The organism is Rhizobium sp. PP-CC-3G-465, from assembly GCF_004343445.1.
Lineage (GTDB): Bacteria > Pseudomonadota > Alphaproteobacteria > Rhizobiales > Rhizobiaceae > Ferranicluibacter > Ferranicluibacter rubi.
In genome coordinates this window covers 105,122-121,585 of sequence record NZ_SLYH01000002.1, presented here as the reverse complement: position 1 = coordinate 121,585, position 16,464 = coordinate 105,122, and the positions used below count along the sequence as shown (strand labels likewise).

The following is a 16,464-nucleotide window of genomic DNA, read 5'->3' as shown; positions in this document are numbered from 1 at the left end:
CACAGGCGCTCGGGATCGAGCCTCATTTGTGGCTTCGACATAGTGAGCGAAAGCATGGACCGCATTGATACGGATCAATGCGGGATGATGATGACGTGCCTAATGGCTTGTACGAACCGGCATATGACCGACTTTCAGACAGGACATGGCGATCATGATCGATTTCACTGTGGTGGACCTGGCAAGGCTGCAATTCGCAGCGACCGCCTTGTACCACTTTCTCTTCGTGCCTCTGACGCTGGGGCTTTCGTTTCTCATGGCGATCATGGAAAGCGTCTACGTGATGACCGGTCGCGAGGTCTGGCGCCGCATGACTCTGTTCTGGGGAACGCTGTTTGGCATCAATTTCGCCATGGGTGTTGCCACCGGCATCGTCATGGAATTCCAGTTCGGAATGAACTGGAGCTACTACAGCCATTATGTCGGCGATGTCTTCGGCGCGCCGCTCGCCATCGAAGGCCTGATGGCCTTCTTCCTGGAAGCGACCTTCATCGGCCTGTTCTTCTTTGGATGGGACCGCTTGTCCAGAGCCGGACATCTGGCTGTGACGTGGCTTGTCGCGATCGGCGCCAATTTCTCGGCCCTATGGATCCTCATCGCCAATGGCTGGATGCAGAACCCGGTTGGTTCCGTGTTCAATCCCGATACGATGCGCATGGAGGTCACGGATTTCATGGCGGTGATCTTCAATCCTGTTGCGCAGGCGAAATTCGTTCATACCGTGAGTGCCGGTTACACCACGGGCGCCATGTTCATCATGGCGATCAGCGCCTGGTTCATGCTGCGCGGACGCCATCTGGACCTGGCGAAACGGTCGATGGTGGTGGCGGCGAGCTTCGGCCTTGCGTCCGCCCTGTCCGTCGTCGTGCTTGGTGATGAAAGCGGCTATGTCGCGACCGAACATCAGAAGATGAAGATCGCCGCCATGGAGGCAATGTGGGAAACGGAACCGGCGCCGGCAGGTCTCACCCTGTTTGCGCTGCCGGGGGTGGATGGCAACCGGTACGAGGTCAAGATCCCTTGGCTTCTCGGGCTGATCACGACGCGCAGCCTGGACACGGAAGTTCCCGGCATCCGGCCCCTTGTCGATCATGCACGGGAGCGTATCCGCACCGGAATGGCTGCATCCGCCAGCCTCGATGCCATTCGCCTGAACCCGCAGGACCAGCAGGCCCGGCAAGCTTTTGCAATCACCTGGCACGACCTCGGCTACGCCCTTCTCCTCAAGCGGTACCGCGATGACATTCAGAACGCCACGCCCGAAGAGATCGACAGAGCCGCGATGGATACGATCCCGGATGTCGCCACGTTGTTCTGGAGTTTCCGCATCATGGTGGCGCTTGGTCTCTACATGATCGTCTTCTTCGCCACGGCCTTCGTGCTCGGCAGCCTTCACAGGCTGGGCAACAACAGGACGCTTCTCAAGATCGCACTCTTCAGCTTGCCTGTGCCCTGGATCGCGATCGAGTCCGGCTGGATCGTCGCCGAATACGGCCGTCAGCCCTGGGCGATCGAGGGTGTGCTGCCGACGTTCTATGCCGCCTCCGGGCTGACGCTTGTCGACCTCTCGATCAGTCTTGCCTTCTTCCTCCTTCTCTACACCGTCCTGCTGATCGTCATGGTTTTCCTCATGCTCAAGACCATCAAGGCCGGACCGGGCAACTACGCCATGCTCGATGACGAAAAGGGCCAACCTCACGTTCCCAGCAGCGTTGCTGCCTGATCGATGCGCGCGCAGAAAAGAGAAAAGCGATGAACAATATCCCCCTCGACTATGAAACATTGCGGCTGATCTGGTGGGGGCTTCTTGGCATCCTGCTGATGGGATTCGCCATCATGGACGGCTTCGATCTTGGCGCCGGTGCGCTTCTGCCGTTCGTCGCCAGAACCGATGAAGAGCGACGGGTCGTCATCAATCTCGTTGGGCCGACATGGGAAGGAAATCAGGTCTGGCTGGTTCTGGGTGGCGGCGCCATCTTCGCCGCCTGGCCGGCGCTCTATGCGGTCTCTTTTTCAGGCTTCTACCTGGCGATGATCACCATCCTTCTGGCGCTGATCCTGCGGCCCGTTGGTTTCAAGTTTCGCGGCAAGCTGAAGGATCCGCGCTGGCGCTCCACCTGGGACTGGGCGCTCTTCATCGGCGGCTTCGTGCCGGCGCTGATCTTCGGCGTGGCGGTCGGCAATGTTCTGCTTGGCGTACCCTTTGCGCTGGATGAAACTCTGCGGCCCTCCTATGCGGGGAATTTCTTCGGTCTGCTGCGGCCGTTCGCGCTGTTGTCCGGCCTCGTCAGCGTCGCGATGCTGGTCACCCATGGTGCCGCCATGATTGCGCTGCGCACGGATGGACCGGTCGCGCAGAGAGGACGGACCTACGGCCGCTGGGCTGCTGTCGCGACCGTTGCGCTCTTCGTCGTCGCCGGCCTGTGGATCGGCCTCGGCATGGATGGTTACGTCGTCACCAGCGTACAGGACATGAATGGCCCGTCCAATCCTCTCGTAAAGACCGTCTCGCGTGTTACAGGCGGATGGCTCGCCAACTATAGCGCCCATCCCTGGATGATGCTTGCGCCGGTGCTTGGCGTATCGGGCGCACTGATCGCCATGGTCGCATTCGGTCGAAGCGCTTTCAAAACGGCATTGTTCGGCAGCACGGTCGCCATTTTCGGCATCATCTCGACGGCCGGGATGTCGTTGTTCCCGTTTTTGTTGCCAAGTTCGCTCGATCCCAATGTCAGCCTGACGGTGTGGGACGCTTCGTCCAGCCATCTGACGCTGTTCATCATGCTGATCGCCACGGTGATCTTCCTGCCGCTGATCCTTGCCTACACGGCCTGGGTCTACCGCGTCATGCGCGGCACGGTCACGACAATATCCATCGGCCGCAACCCCAACGCTTACTGAAGGAAACGACAGCATGTGGTATTTTTCCTGGATTCTCGGCATCGGTCTTGCCTGCTCTTTCGCCATCCTGAACGCCATGTGGTTAGAAATGCGCGAGGACAGGCTCAAATCCGCCTTGCCGGCGCCGCCGTCGGGCGTGGATTTGCAATGAAGGATCGATCGTGTGTCCGTTACGGGAGGCGACAATCATTCTAGAGTGAAGGTCGATCGCATGGCGGTTTATAAATTTTCGGCTGCGACGAGTCAGGCGCAATCCTGGATGCCGTCTGCTGGCAGCGACCATGGAGACGGAAACAAACGATCTTTGATGTGAATCAATCCAGGCAGCCTCGACCCGTGTCACTTGTAGGTCAACCAAGGAGATGCCGGATGACCCGCATGATGCAAGCCGCTGTTCTTTATGAGTTTGGCAAACCTCTCGTCATCGAAGATGTTCCGGTGCCGGAGCCTCGTCCCGACCAGATCCTGGTCAAGATTGCCGCGACAGGCGTCTGCCACACCGATCTTCATGCCATCAAGGGCGACTGGCCGGTCAAGCCGACGGTGCCTTTTATTCCCGGCCACGAGGGCGTTGGCACTGTGGTCGGTGTCGGGCGCGACGTGAAGCGCGTCAAGGAGGGTGATCGGGTCGGGGTGCCGTGGCTCCACACCGCATGCGGCTACTGCCCGCATTGCCGGACCGGCTGGGAGACGCTCTGCGGCGCGCAGCAAAACACAGGGTACTCGGTCAATGGCAGCTTTGCCGAATACGCGCTGGCCGATCCCGATTATGTCGGGCGACTGCCGGACAAACTTGACTGGGGTCCCGCAGCGCCGATCCTGTGTGCCGGTGTCACCGTCTACAAGGGTCTCAAGGAAACCGAAGTCAAGCCCGGCGAATGGGTGGCGATTTCCGGCGTTGGTGGCCTTGGCCACATGGCGGTGCAATATGCCAAGGCGATGGGCATGCATGTTGCAGCCATCGACGTCCATCCCGACAAACTCGCTCTGGCAACCAAGCTCGGGGCCGAGATCGTCATCAACGCGCGTGAGACCGATCCTGCTGTCGAACTGCAAAAGCGGATCGGCGGGGTCCACGGGGTTCTCGTCACGGCGGTCTCGCCGGCTGCCTTCGAGCAGGCGTTCGGCGCGCTGCGCTCTCATGGAACGATGGCGCTGGTTGGTCTGCCGCCGGGAAAGTTCGCCATGCCGATCTTCGACACCGTCCTCAAGCGGATTACCGTGCGGGGTTCGATTGTCGGTACGCGGCAGGATCTCGAAGAAGCACTCGAGTTCGCTGGCGATGGCGCGGTGGCCGCGCATTTCTCGTGGGACAAGCTGGAGAATATCAATGCCATCTTTGCCCGCATGGAAGCAGGCGGCATCGACGGCCGGATCGTGCTGCAGCTCCATTAGGACCGTTTAGACGGCAATCCCTCCCAGGATTGCTGCTCTGACAATCGTGAAAGTTCAATTTCGATGAAGATTGCAGTGCTCAAGGAAACGCGGGCGGGCGAAAAGCGCGTCGCGCTCGCACCCGTCGTGACCGGGAAGCTTATCAAGCTTGGCGCCGAACTGCATATGCAGACGGGAGCCGGCAACGCGGCGAAGCTACCGGATGCGAGCTTCCAGCAGGTGACGTTCGAGCCAGATCTGCAAAGTCTGCTGAGCGAAGCCGACATCGTTCTTGCGGTGCAGGCTCCCGGCATCGATGCCGTTACGCGGATGAAGTCGGGCGCCGTTCTGATCTGCTTGATTTACGCCAATCGCGAGCCGGAGCTGGTGAAGGCACTGTGTGACCGTGGGATCACGACCTTCGCAATGGAAACGGTGCCCCGCATCAGCCGCGCCCAGGCCATGGATGTGCTCTCGACCCAGTCGGCACTGTCCGGCTATTACGCACCCTTGCTGGGGGCGGCGAACATGCCGCGCATTCTGCCGATGATGACGACCGCGGTCGGTTCGCTCAGGGCCGCGAAGGTTCTGGTGATGGGCCTCGGCGTAGCCGGTTTGCAGGCGCTTGCGACGGCGCACCGTCTGGGTGCGATCACCGAAGGCTACGATGTGCGTCCGGAAACCAGGGAACAGGCGCTTTCCGTCGGTGCCAAATTCGTCGAGACCGGCGTCGATGCGCGAGGCGATGGCGGCTATGCGCGGGAACTGACCGCTGAAGAGAAGAGCACGGTCGATGCGGCGCTGACGCAGCATATCCAGGAGGCGGATATGATCATCACGACGGCGGCCGTTCCGGGCCGCCCGTCCCCCAAGTTGATCAGCGCCCGGCAGATCGCCGGCATGAAACCCGGCGCCGTCATCGTCGATCTCGGTGCCGAAGGCGGCGGCAATTGCGAGGGAACCAGACCGGGCGAAACCGTCGAGATCGGACCGGTTACGATCCTCGCTCCGCTCAATGTTCCCTCGCACCTCGCCCAGCATGCCAGCGAACTCTACGCTAAAAACCTTCTCAATCTGCTCCAGCTGATCATCCGCGACGGCAAGCTTGTGCTGGATTTCGATGACGAGGTCATCGCCAGGACCGTGCTCACGCATCACGGCGAGATGCGCAACCAGCCCGGATTGAGCGCCGTCAAATCGATGACGCCGCAGGGAGCCGCAGCATGACCATCGACACGTCGCTTACCTGGCTCATTGCGCTTTATATCTTCATGCTGGCCGCCTTCACCGGCTACGAGGTGATCCGCAAGGTTCCTTCCATTCTTCATACGCCGCTGATGTCCGGCTCCAACTTCATCCATGGCATCGTCGTGGTCGGTGCATTGCATGCGCTTCTCACGGCCACCAGCGTGACGGCACAGATCATCGGGTTTCTGGGTGTTGCACTGGGCGCCGCCAACGCCGCCGGCGGCTATATCGTCACCGACCGGATGCTCGCCATGTTCCGGTCGAGCGACGGAAAGAAGGGTTGATCATGTTCTTCCAGCACATCGAGGGGCTGAGCGGCCTGGTTGCGGCAGCCCTCTTCATCTTCGGCCTGAAGCGCATGTCGTCTCCGGTCACGGCGCTGTCCGGCATTGTGATTGCCGGCGTCGGCATGGTCATCGCCGTTGCCGCAAGCTTCCTGGTGCTAGCCGATCTGCCTGACGCAGCGCGTCCCAACCTTCTGACGAACCTCGCTCTCGCCATCCTTGCGCTCGGCATCGGCGGGGGCTGCGCTTGGTGGAATGGCCGCAAGGTTGCCGTCACGGCGATGCCTCAGATGGTGGCGCTCTATAACGGCATGGGCGGTGGCGCCGCTGCCGCAGTCGCGGCGGCCGGACTGCTGACCGTGGCGACGGCCGGGCCGCTGCTCATGTCCGTGACCATCGCCGGCGCGCTGATCGGTTCGATCTCGCTCACCGGCTCCATCATTGCCTGGGCGAAACTCGACGGCCGGATCGACAAGCCCTGGCGCTTCGGCGGCCAGCGGGTCCTCAATGCGGTCGTCTTTCTGGTTGCCATCGCGCTTGGCGTCCTCATCGTCCTTCTTCCCGACGGGGGTCTGTCCACCGCCGTCATCGCGCTTCTCTTTTTCGCCTTCTCCCTGGCTTTCGGCGTCCTGATGACACTGCCGATCGGCGGCGCCGATATGCCGGTGGTGATCTCGCTGTACAATGCCTTCACCGGCCTTGCCGTGGCTCTCGAAGGCTATGCCCTGCAAAACCCTGCGCTGATGATTGCCGGCATGGTTGTCGGCTCCGCTGGTACGATGCTCACCGTTTTGATGGCCAAGGCCATGAACCGCTCGCTTGCAAACGTGCTGTTCAGCAATTTCGGGGAGATCGCAGCGACCGGGCCGTCCGATATCGCCGGCAGTATGAAACCGGCCGATGCCGGCGACGCGGCCATCGCCATGCGCTACGCGTCCCGTGTCGTCATCGTGCCGGGCTATGGCCTTGCCGTCGCCCAGGCTCAGCAAAAGCTCTACGAACTGGTCAAATTGCTTCAGGCAGCCGATGTCGATGTGAAATTCGCCATCCATCCCGTCGCCGGGCGGATGCCCGGGCACATGAATGTGCTGCTGGCCGAAGCCGGTGTGCCCTACGACATCATCTTCGACATGGAGGACGTCAACGATGCCTTCGCAACGACAGACGTCGCTCTCGTGATCGGTGCGAACGACGTCGTCAATCCGGCGGCACGCACCGACAAGGCCTCCCCGATCTACGGCATGCCCATTCTCGACGTCGATCACGCTCATCAGGTCTATGTGGTCAAACGCGGTCAGGGCAAAGGCTATGCCGGCGTCGAGAACGTGCTGTTCTATGGCGACAACTGCAACATGGTCTATGGCGATGCCCAGGCCGTGATCACCCGGATGGTCCAGGCCATCAAGGAGCTCGGAGGCTGATCGGCCTCCGCTCCGAACCCGTGGCGTCCCGTTCAGATCGGACGCGCCGCTAACCACGAAGGCAATTATCATGGCCTATGCGACGATCAATCCCTATACCGGCGAAGTGTTGAAAACGTTTGCCGATGCCACCGACACCGAGGTCGGGCAGGCGATCGGTAAAGCCCATCAGGCCTTTCTGTCATGGAAGAACGTGCCGTTTGGCGAACGCGCCCGCATCCTGCAGAATGCCGCCGACATTCTGCGGAAGAACGCTGACAGCTACGCCAGGCTGCTGACGCTCGAAATGGGCAAAGTTGTTCCCGAGGCCCTGGCGGAAGTGGAGCTATCCGCGGCGATCTTCGAATACTATGTCAAGCACGCCGAGCAGCTGCTTGCTCCGGAAAAGCTGTCGGTGGCCGATCCGCAGGAAGGCGAAGCGACCCTCGTGCATGAACCCCTTGGGGTTCTGCTCGCCATCGAGCCATGGAATTTCCCCTACTATCAGATCGCCCGCATCATCGCTCCCCAGCTGTCGGCGGGCAACACCATGCTGCTCAAACACGCCTCCAACGTACCGCAGAGTGCCGCGGCCTTTGAAAAGCTGATGAAGGAAGCCGGTCTTCCCGAGGGGGCATTCCAGAACCTCTACGCCACGCGCACCCAGATCGAGACGATTCTCAACGATCCGCGTGTGCATGGCGTGGCGCTTACCGGCTCCGAAGCTGCCGGAGCCGTCATCGCTTCCCAAGCCGGCAAAGCCCTGAAGAAATCGACCATGGAACTGGGCGGTGCCGACGCTTTCGTCGTCCTGGCCGACGCCGATATGGAGAAAACGGCCAGATGGGCCGTCTTCGGCCGACATTGGAATGGCGGACAGGTCTGCGTTTCCTCCAAACGGATGATCATTGTCAACGAGGTCTATGACCAGTTCGTCGAACGCTATACGGCCGGCGTTGCCGCCTTGCGCGCAGGCGATCCGTTTGACGCCGGCACCACGCTGGCACCTTTGTCGTCTCAAGGTGCTGCCGATGAGATCAAAGACAAGATTGCGCAGGCCATCGCACTCGGCGCCAAGGCTACCGAAGTCGGCCCCAGTGTCCCCAATCAGGGTGCGTTCGTTCAGCCGACGATTCTGAGCGACCTCGCCGACGACAACCCCGCCCGCTATTGGGAGTTCTTCGGCCCGGTCTCGATGCTGTTCCGAGCCAAGGACGAGGATGATGCTATCCGTATTGCCAACGATTCTCCCTTCGGTCTGGGTGGCTCCGTTTTCACGTCGGACACCAAACATGGTGCGGATGTCGCGGCAAAGATTTCCACCGGCATGGTGTTCGTCAACCATCCGACGATGGTCAAAGCTGACCTGCCCTTTGGTGGGGTCCGCCGCTCGGGTTACGGACGGGAGTTGCTCGGTCTGGGCATCAAGGAGTTCGTGAACCACAAGTTGATCAACATCGTCGATATCGACGCGCCGTTCTGAGGTGGAGATTTCCCCGTACGATGACGTTGTTTTCAGCGTCATCGTACGGGGACGCCATTCTCTGAAGCAAAACACATTGCCGCTTCGGGTTGACGCGCTTGACCTGTGAGCATCGGCATCCATTGCGACTTACCACCGGAGTGCAGCCATGATCGAGACACGTATCCGTCGGAAGTCGCTACTTGAGAAGATCACCACGCCACAGGCTGCGGCGGCCCTGATCAAAGATGGCATGATCATCGGCATGAGCGGGTTTACGCGGGCCGGTGATGCCAAGGCCGTTCCGGTTGCGATGGTCGAACGCGCGCGGACGGATCCATTCCAGATCACACTGATCACCGGCGCTTCGCTGGGACACGACATTGACCGGATGCTGACCGAAGCGAAGATCCTTGCACGCCGGATGCCGTTTCAGGTCGATACAACATTGCGCGCCGCGATCAATCGCGGTGAGGTGATGTTCATCGATCAGCACCTGTCGGAAACTGTCGAACATCTTCGCTCGCACCAGCTTGGCCCCATCGATTACGCCATCATCGAAGCCACCGCCATCACCGAGGACGGAGGTATCGTGCCCTCTACCTCGATTGGAAACTCTGCAAGTTTTGCGATCCTTGCCAAGAGAGTCATTATCGAGCTCAATCTGAGCCAATCGCTTGAACTCGAAGGTTTGCATGACATCTACATACCCACCAGACGCCCCTCCCGTGAACCGATCCCTGTCGTTGCTTGTGATAGCCGTGTTGGCTTTCCCTACGTATCCATCGATCCGGACAAGATTGCTGCCATCGTGATCACAGAGAAGAAAGACAGCTTCTCAAACGTGGAAGCGCCGGATGACGACACCGAGGCGATTGCCGGCCACCTGATCCGTTTCCTTGAAAACGAGGTCGCTAAGGGCCGGCTCGACCTGAGTTTGCAGCCGCTGCAGGCGGGGATCGGCACGATCGCAAACTCCGTACTTTCAGCCTTGGCCAAGGGTCCGTTCCATCATCTGACGATGTATAGCGAAGTTCTCCAGGACTCCACCTTCGATCTGTTTGATGCAGGCAAGCTCTCCTTCGCTTCAGGCTCCTCGATCACGCTGTCGGCCGAATGCGCCGAGCGCGTCTTCGGTTCATTTCACACCTACAAAGACAGACTTCTCCTGCGGCCACAGGAAATCTCGAACCATCCCGAAGTCATTCGCCGCCTCGGCGTGATCGGGATCAACACCGCGCTGGAGGTCGATATTTATGGCAATATCAATTCCACGCATGTCAGCGGCACGCACATGATGAACGGCACCGGTGGTTCGGGCGATTTCGCGCGTAACGCCTATCTATCGATCTTCGTCACGAAGTCGCTCGCCAAGGCTGGAAAAATTTCCTCTGTGGTTCCTATGGTGAGCCATGTCGATCACACCGAACACGACGTCGATATCATCGTTACCGAGAATGGCCTTGCCGATCTGCGCGAATTGGCACCGCGCGAGCGGGCACCCCTGATTATCGCCCAGTGCGCCCATCCGTCATATCGTGATCTGCTTTCGGATTACGTTGCACGCGCAACCGCTCGTGGTGGCCATACACCGCATCTGCTTGAGGAGGCCTTGTCCTGGCATATCCGAAAGGAAGCAACAGGAACTATGCTACCGTGACCGGGACAGGTAAAGTTGATGCCCGAACCGTAGAAAGCCTATGTAAAATCTGCCGATTTCGAGAAATATTGGCGGCCGGTTGGTAGCCTGCCTTCGTTGTCTCAAGTCTAAAAGTCGCCTTCTGAGCCGATCCACTGGAATTCGTCTGTGTCGTTCTTATTATTTTACAACTCCGTCGATGAATTCACGCAGAAGCGACCTGTCAAACGCCCCTTCGGTATACAGCATCCACGACACCGCTTCCGAGGAGGTCCAGGGTTTTTTGTAGGGTCGGGCTGACGTCAGCGCATCGTAGACATCGCAGATCGTGGCCATTCGTACGTAAAGGCTGATCTGCCCGTCAGGAAGACACATGGGATATCCTTTCCCATCCAGCCGCTCATGGTGATGAAGGCATATGTCGAGCACGATGTTCGGCATGCCCTTGCCCCGTGAAAGTATCTGGTGCCCGAGGGTGGGATGGCGACGGATGAGCTTCATTTCGACTTCGGTCAAGCCGCCGGCCTTCGTCAAAATCTCGATCGGCATCCCGATTTTCCCGATATCGTGAAGTAAACCGCCCAATCCCAGGATCGGAACGATCGCCGCATCGAGTTTCAGGTGCCGCGCCAGGCGGATCATCAGAGCCGACACGGCGATGCAGTGAAGGAATGTTGCTCCGTCTTTTGTTTTCATCCGGGTCATGCTGATGAGGATCGAAGGATCGATATCCAGCGACTGTGTAATTTCCTCGATGACGGGAGACACCGTTTCGAATGTAACAGCAGCCCCGGCGCTGACATCGTTGAATATGCCCTTCAACAGGACGGAGGTCCTTTTAATTTTTTCGACGGTTAGGATACGGATCTTCCGACCGCGCGACGCCGACAATGTCATGGCCGCTCTGCCCGGAACTTCGGATTCGGATCGCCTCGCGACCGACGGCAAAACATCCAGCCCTTTTGATGTATTGATGAAAACACCGCAGACGTTACTGTTCCTGAGACGTGCTGCATCATCTTCGTATTCCAGTGTATAGCGACGACCGGCAGACGGCGTGAGCAGCCATTCGCCCTCCAACGCCTCGATGAACATTCCGATTCGCACCTGATCCTTGCCGATACGCTTCAGCATTTCCTTCACCTTGGGATAAGAACAGCCTTTTCAGAGTGAGCACGACGTGCCCCGCATGATGGAAAATGCGGGGCATGCTGCCCGATGAGGCGGAGACCGCCGAGCCGCCGCATGCACGGCGGCAGTGGCTCAGAACTCCTTCCAGGACTGTTCGGTAGACGCGCCGAGAGCATTGGCAACCTTGCGTCCCAGCGCTTTTACGGGCGACGTTACCGGGCGTGGGTTGTTAGACGCCAAACGTACCGGTTGATGGTTGGCGGATTGTCCGCCGAGGTTGAACTGTGCGATCAACTTGTTCAGAGCGTCTGCCTCGCCCGCCAGAGTGTGGCTGGCCGCAGTGGACTGCTCGACCATCGCGGCGTTCTGCTGCGTGCCCTGGTCGATCGTGTTGACGGCCGTGTTGATCTCCTGAATGCCGACCGACTGCTCGCGCGCCGATTCCACGATGGCGCTGACGTGGCTGTTGATCTGCTGGACCTCTCCGACCATCACTTCCAACGATTTACCCGTTTCGCCAACCAGAGCGACGCCGGTGCGCACCTGCTCTCCGGATGTAATGATGAGCGCTTTGATTTCCTTGGCGGCGCCTGCGGAGCGCTGTGCCAGTTCGCGCACTTCCTGGGCGACGACCGCAAAGCCCTTGCCCGCATCTCCCGCACGGGCTGCTTCCACGCCGGCATTCAGAGCCAGCAGATTGGTCTGAAAAGCGATTTCATCGATAACGCCGATGATATTGCTGATCTCGCCGGAGGATTTCTCGATCTGCTGCATGGCGTGCACAGCGCTGCGCACGACCTCGCCGGCCTTTTCTGCACCTATTCTGGTGCGTGAGACGAGAACGCCGGCCTCTTCCGCCCTCTTTGTGGAGTCACGCATCGTCGTGGTGATCTGTTCCAGGGCGGCGGCTGTTTCTTCGACGGAGGCTGCCTGTTGCTCGGTCCGCTTTGCCAGGTCATCTGCCGCGGATCGAATTTCATTCGCGCCACCGTCGATGCCGCGGGCATTCACCATGACCGCCTGTAGCGCTTCATGCAGTTTGGTCAGCGAGTTGTTGAAGTCGAGACGCAGCGTATCGAGATGTGTGGCGAAGGGTGTGACGATCCGGTAAGCAACGTCGCCGTCCGCCAGTCGTTGAAGCCCTGTCGCCAGGGAATCGACGACAAACTGGGATTCTGCAGCTTGGCGTCCCTTTTCCGCTTCCCGTTCCAGGCGCTCGCGTTCGCTCAAGGAACGATTGGCCTGCGCTTCCTTTTCCATCGCTGTTTTCTGGATCGCATTTTCACGGAAGACGGCGACCGCGGCCGCCATCGCCCCGATTTCGTCAACGCGGTCGAGGCCAGGGACGTCTATGGAGACGTCGCTCTGTGCCAACCGGCCCATGGCGGTCGTCATCTGTTTGATGGGTGACGCAATGCTGCGGGCCACGAACCACATCGCGGCGATGCCGCCCGCGGCAATCGCGATGCCGACGACAATCTGGAAAAGAGTGTCGGCAATGTTACGCTCGGCCAGCGACGATGTGAGGGCTGTGGCTTGCGCCAACGCCACCGATCTCGGGACTTCTATGATGACCGACCAGGGCGTACTCGTCCGGCCGATCATGATGGGCGATAGGGCCGTAAAGGTCTCTGCATTTCCCTCGACGGTATCGCGGCCGGCCTGGATCAATGGAAGTTGCGATGTGGCCGCGGGGTTTATCTGGTCGAACGGACGGCCGATCGCATCCGGATGGTCACTGGATGCGACGACAAGACCTTTGTAGCTGACGATGTCAACGGCTGCCTTGCCGTCGTAGATCGACGCCTTTACGTCCTGCGCAAGCTTCTGGACGAAGGTGAGATCGAAATCGGCCCCGGCAACGCCGACGAACTTGCCATCGATGGTGATGGGAACAGACATGGTCGCGAGGTAGACGTTTTTACCCTGAACGACATAGGGCAATGGGTCCAGGATGCTCTCCCCTGCGCCACTTTTCGGGTCAAGATACCATCCGCCCTTCACGACACCGTTCGGGTGCAGCTCTGCACTGTCATATTCGACAAGGGGTTGGACAGCCAGATTTCCATCGGTGCTCCGTGTCCAGTAAGGCAGGAAACGCCCGCTTGCATCCGAACCGACATCCTGCTTGCCGCGAAAGAGCTGGTCCTGCCCATCGAGCGCATTGGGCTCCCAGGCGCTATAGGTTCCGTTGAAGCGTGGATTGTCCTTCAGAACGTTGAGGAGGACGGCATTGAACTCGGTTCGGCGTTTGCCAGCCGGTGTTGCCATTTCATTGTCATTCATCGCCGATATTTCGAACATGCGCGCCATGCTGCGCGCCGAGTCGAAAGCCGTGTCGAGAGGTGCCTTGATCAAGGCTGCCTGCGCGAGAGCCAAAGTCTTGAGATGGTTTCTGGTGCTGTCTTCCGTCAGCGCATCGACATGTTCGCCGACGAACGCTTTGCTGTTGGAGGCGGATATAATGCTATACCCCACCAGTGCGCTGCTTGCCGCAACGACACAGACGCCCGCGAGCAGGGCAATTTTCAGCTGAATGGATCGAATGCGCACCGTCTCTCACTCCTGTTTCTCGGCGCATGATGCGGCCCGAGGAGTTTGAACGTGATCCGCTAACATTAATTATCTCAGAATTGAATAGAATTGTATTTGGATACTGTCGCAGATTTGCGACATAAACTCGAATTATTGAACTAAAGCATAAATATTGAACTGTTTAAATGTACGAAATCGCACGAATGTATTTGATTTAAGTCAATATTGATCACCCTTGTCCTCGTGTAGACGGTAATGAAAGGGCTTGTCGCTTGCGAGTGCTCGCCTCAAAAAAGGAGACTTCAATGGATTTGCCCAAGGCATTTCTGTTTCAAAACCGATTGCTGCGCACCCTGTCGGATTCCGATCTCGCACTCATTATGCCGCACGCTGATCGCGTACCACTGCACGTCCGACAAGTGCTGGAGACCGCCCATCAAAAAATCGAATATGTCTACTTTCTAGAATCTGGATTGGGTTCAGTCATGGCAGGCAAGGAATCAGGTTCTGCTATCGAGGTCGGCATGTTCGGCCGCGACGGCATGTCCGGAACCTCCCTAGTACAGGGTGATACTGAAAGTCCATTTGACTGCATCATAGAGCTGGAAGGAGATGCCATACGTATTTCAACGGAAGATTTCGAGAATGCCATGCGCCAAAGTGCTTCGTTGAAAAATCTGATGGCTCGTTACGCGCATGCTCTTGGTATACAGACGACCTACACCGCTTGGGCAAATGCTGAGATCACGCTTGAGCAACGCCTAGCGCGCTGGATTTTGATGGTCAACGATCGCATTGATGATCATCATTTCCGTGTCACGCATGAGTTTATTGCGATGATACTGGGGGTTCGCCGCGCCGGTATTACCGTGGCGCTTAAACTTCTGGAAATGCGCCTTCTTATTAAGATACAACGCCGTGAAATATTTGTGCTGGATTGGCAAGGCCTCATCGATTTGACGAAAGGGGGGTACGGCCCCGCAGAGGTCGAATACAATCGCCTCATTCAGACGTCGACCTATAGTCCAGTTATAGGTAGGTCGCCAGCGGCAGTCTGAACCCGTAATCGATCGGCATCATTATCTTTATGCAAACGAGATATTCCGGCTTTGTCCGCAAGCAAACAATTTCACTGTTGCCCGCTGTTCTCGGCCAGCGATGACGGTGCCTTTCTACTATTTACCAGTTTTTGCGGCGGTGGCGCCGCTTCTGGATGGCGCCAAACGAGACATACTCGCCTACATGACCTTTCCCACGCATCACTGGAACAAGCTGCACTCGCCCAACCCCATTGAGCGATTGAACGGCGAGATCAAGCGACGGACAGAGATCGTCGGCATCTTTCCCAACGAGGACGCCATCGTCTGACTGGTAGCGCGCTGCTGCTCGAACAGAACGATGAACGGGCCGTCCGGCAATCCTGCTACATGACCATTGAGACAATCGCCACGATAAGCCACTCATCAGCCTGCCAGCGGAAAACTAGTTCCAATTGCCACCGGAGACACGCAGACTGACTGATGAATGCTAAGGTGCGCTTCAGATTAATCAAAGCGGATAAAGATGAATTCAGTCCTTGCGAGCAGTTTAAGTCGATGGTTCATAGTGCATTTAGGCGTTGGTATGCTGGATATACTTGTGGCAGAAGCGATAGAATGCTAGGCTCAGGTCTCGTTGTTTCAAATCCAGAAGATGACGGTTGCAGCGATGCAGATGGCTGAGAAGAAAGTGTGGGCGCATCGGTCGTATCGTGTAGCGATGCGTCGCCAGTCCTTGAGCTTGGCGAAGAGGTTCTCGACCTTGTGGCGCTGGCGATAGAGTGCCTTGTCGTAGGGATAAGGAATTTTCCGGCTTCGGCTCGACGGAATGCAGGGTTCGATGCCCTTGGTTACGAGCGCCTGCGGGAACCAGATGCTGTCGTAGCGGCGATCGGCGATAAGGAACGTTGGCTGGCGGGAGGGCGTTAAGCACGAGCCGGGCGCCTTTGTGGTCACTCATCTGACGTTCCGATAGCAGCATGACGACGGGACGGCCTTTGTCGTCGCAGACGGTGTGGAGCTTGGAGTTCAGGCCGCCCTTGGTGCGTCCGCTACGTCGGGGAACATCCCCTTTTTAAGCAGGCTCGCCGCCGTGCGGTGGGCCTTCAGGTGTGTCGCGTCGATCATGATGCGCTCGGGCTTGGGACCTTCGCCCGCCAGAGCCGCAAAGATCCGGTTGAACACGCTGAGCCGACTCCAACGGATGAAGCGATTGTAGAGCGTCTTGTGCGGGCCGTAGTCCTTCGGCGCATCCTTCAACTGCAGCCCGTTGCGGATCACATAGACGATCCCGCTCACCACCCGCCGGTCATCGACCCGCGGCACACCATGCGCCAAGGGAAAGAACGGCGAGATCCGAGACATCTGACGCTCGCTCAGCAAAAACAAATCACTTATCACGGCCTCCTCAATGGAGACTGTGAATCACATCTCAAATCAGATTAATAGGTCC

Annotated in this window: 12 protein-coding genes and 2 pseudogenes; 11 read left to right on the top strand and 3 right to left on the bottom strand. The window is 58.6% G+C overall.

Annotated elements, in window-relative coordinates:
* Window positions 1-157: 157 nt before the first annotated feature.
* From C8J33_RS12980 to C8J33_RS12940, 9 genes are all read left to right on the top strand, one after another.
* Window positions 158-1,723: a cytochrome ubiquinol oxidase subunit I gene (locus C8J33_RS12980; RefSeq protein ID WP_207904040.1), complete on the top strand. Its 1,566-nt coding sequence runs from the start codon at window positions 158-160 to the stop codon at window positions 1,721-1,723.
* 29 nt (window positions 1,724-1,752) lie between these two features.
* Window positions 1,753-2,901: a cytochrome d ubiquinol oxidase subunit II gene (cydB, locus tag C8J33_RS12975; protein WP_132664609.1), complete on the top strand. Its 1,149-nt coding sequence runs from the start codon at window positions 1,753-1,755 to the stop codon at window positions 2,899-2,901.
* A gap of 13 nt (window positions 2,902-2,914) precedes the next feature.
* Entirely contained in the window at window positions 2,915-3,052 is a 138-nt protein-coding gene (gene cydX / locus C8J33_RS12970) for a cytochrome bd-I oxidase subunit CydX (protein WP_132664608.1), read from the top strand.
* A 218-nt stretch (window positions 3,053-3,270) separates the two neighbouring features.
* Entirely contained in the window at window positions 3,271-4,296 is a 1,026-nt protein-coding gene (adhP, locus tag C8J33_RS12965; RefSeq protein ID WP_132664607.1) for an alcohol dehydrogenase AdhP, read from the top strand.
* 63 nt (window positions 4,297-4,359) lie between these two features.
* Window positions 4,360-5,502 carry an NAD(P) transhydrogenase subunit alpha gene (locus C8J33_RS12960; RefSeq protein ID WP_245507169.1) on the top strand — a complete coding sequence of 381 codons (1,143 nt, stop codon included), beginning with the start codon at window positions 4,360-4,362 and terminating at the stop codon, window positions 5,500-5,502.
* Complete coding sequence (locus C8J33_RS12955; RefSeq protein WP_132442655.1) at window positions 5,499-5,807, top strand: NAD(P) transhydrogenase subunit alpha; 309 nt, start codon at window positions 5,499-5,501, stop codon at window positions 5,805-5,807. Before C8J33_RS12960 ends, C8J33_RS12955 begins: the two co-directional genes overlap by 4 nt.
* A gap of 2 nt (window positions 5,808-5,809) precedes the next feature.
* Complete coding sequence (locus tag C8J33_RS12950) at window positions 5,810-7,228, top strand: NAD(P)(+) transhydrogenase (Re/Si-specific) subunit beta (RefSeq protein ID WP_132664605.1); 1,419 nt, start codon at window positions 5,810-5,812, stop codon at window positions 7,226-7,228.
* A gap of 70 nt (window positions 7,229-7,298) precedes the next feature.
* Window positions 7,299-8,690: an NAD-dependent succinate-semialdehyde dehydrogenase gene (locus C8J33_RS12945; protein ID WP_132664604.1), complete on the top strand. Its 1,392-nt coding sequence runs from the start codon at window positions 7,299-7,301 to the stop codon at window positions 8,688-8,690.
* Between the two features lie 148 nt (window positions 8,691-8,838).
* Entirely contained in the window at window positions 8,839-10,329 is a 1,491-nt protein-coding gene (locus C8J33_RS12940) for an acetyl-CoA hydrolase/transferase family protein (RefSeq protein ID WP_132664603.1), read from the top strand.
* Between the two features lie 159 nt (window positions 10,330-10,488).
* Here the strand turns inward: C8J33_RS12940 and C8J33_RS12935 are convergent, their stop codons facing one another.
* On the bottom strand, window positions 10,489-11,442 hold the full coding sequence (locus C8J33_RS12935; RefSeq protein WP_132664602.1) for an HD-GYP domain-containing protein: 954 nt from the start codon (window positions 11,440-11,442) through the stop codon (window positions 10,489-10,491).
* A gap of 129 nt (window positions 11,443-11,571) precedes the next feature.
* A complete protein-coding gene (locus C8J33_RS12930; RefSeq protein ID WP_132664601.1) occupies window positions 11,572-13,992 on the bottom strand; it encodes a methyl-accepting chemotaxis protein in 2,421 nt (806 codons plus the stop codon).
* Window positions 13,993-14,279: 287 nt separating this feature from the next.
* Here C8J33_RS12930 and C8J33_RS12925 point away from each other — a divergent pair, with 287 nt between their 5' ends.
* Window positions 14,280-15,032 (top strand): Crp/Fnr family transcriptional regulator, encoded by a 753-nt coding sequence (locus C8J33_RS12925; RefSeq protein WP_132664600.1) that lies wholly within the window; start codon window positions 14,280-14,282, stop codon window positions 15,030-15,032.
* Window positions 15,033-15,156: 124 nt separating this feature from the next.
* Window positions 15,157-15,491: pseudogene (locus C8J33_RS12920) on the top strand (transposase); the annotation flags it as partial.
* 162 nt (window positions 15,492-15,653) lie between these two features.
* On the opposite strand, the pseudogene C8J33_RS12915 reads toward C8J33_RS12920, so the two are convergent.
* A pseudogene (locus tag C8J33_RS12915) lies at window positions 15,654-16,409 on the bottom strand (IS5 family transposase).
* Window positions 16,410-16,464: the final 55 nt, after the last annotated feature.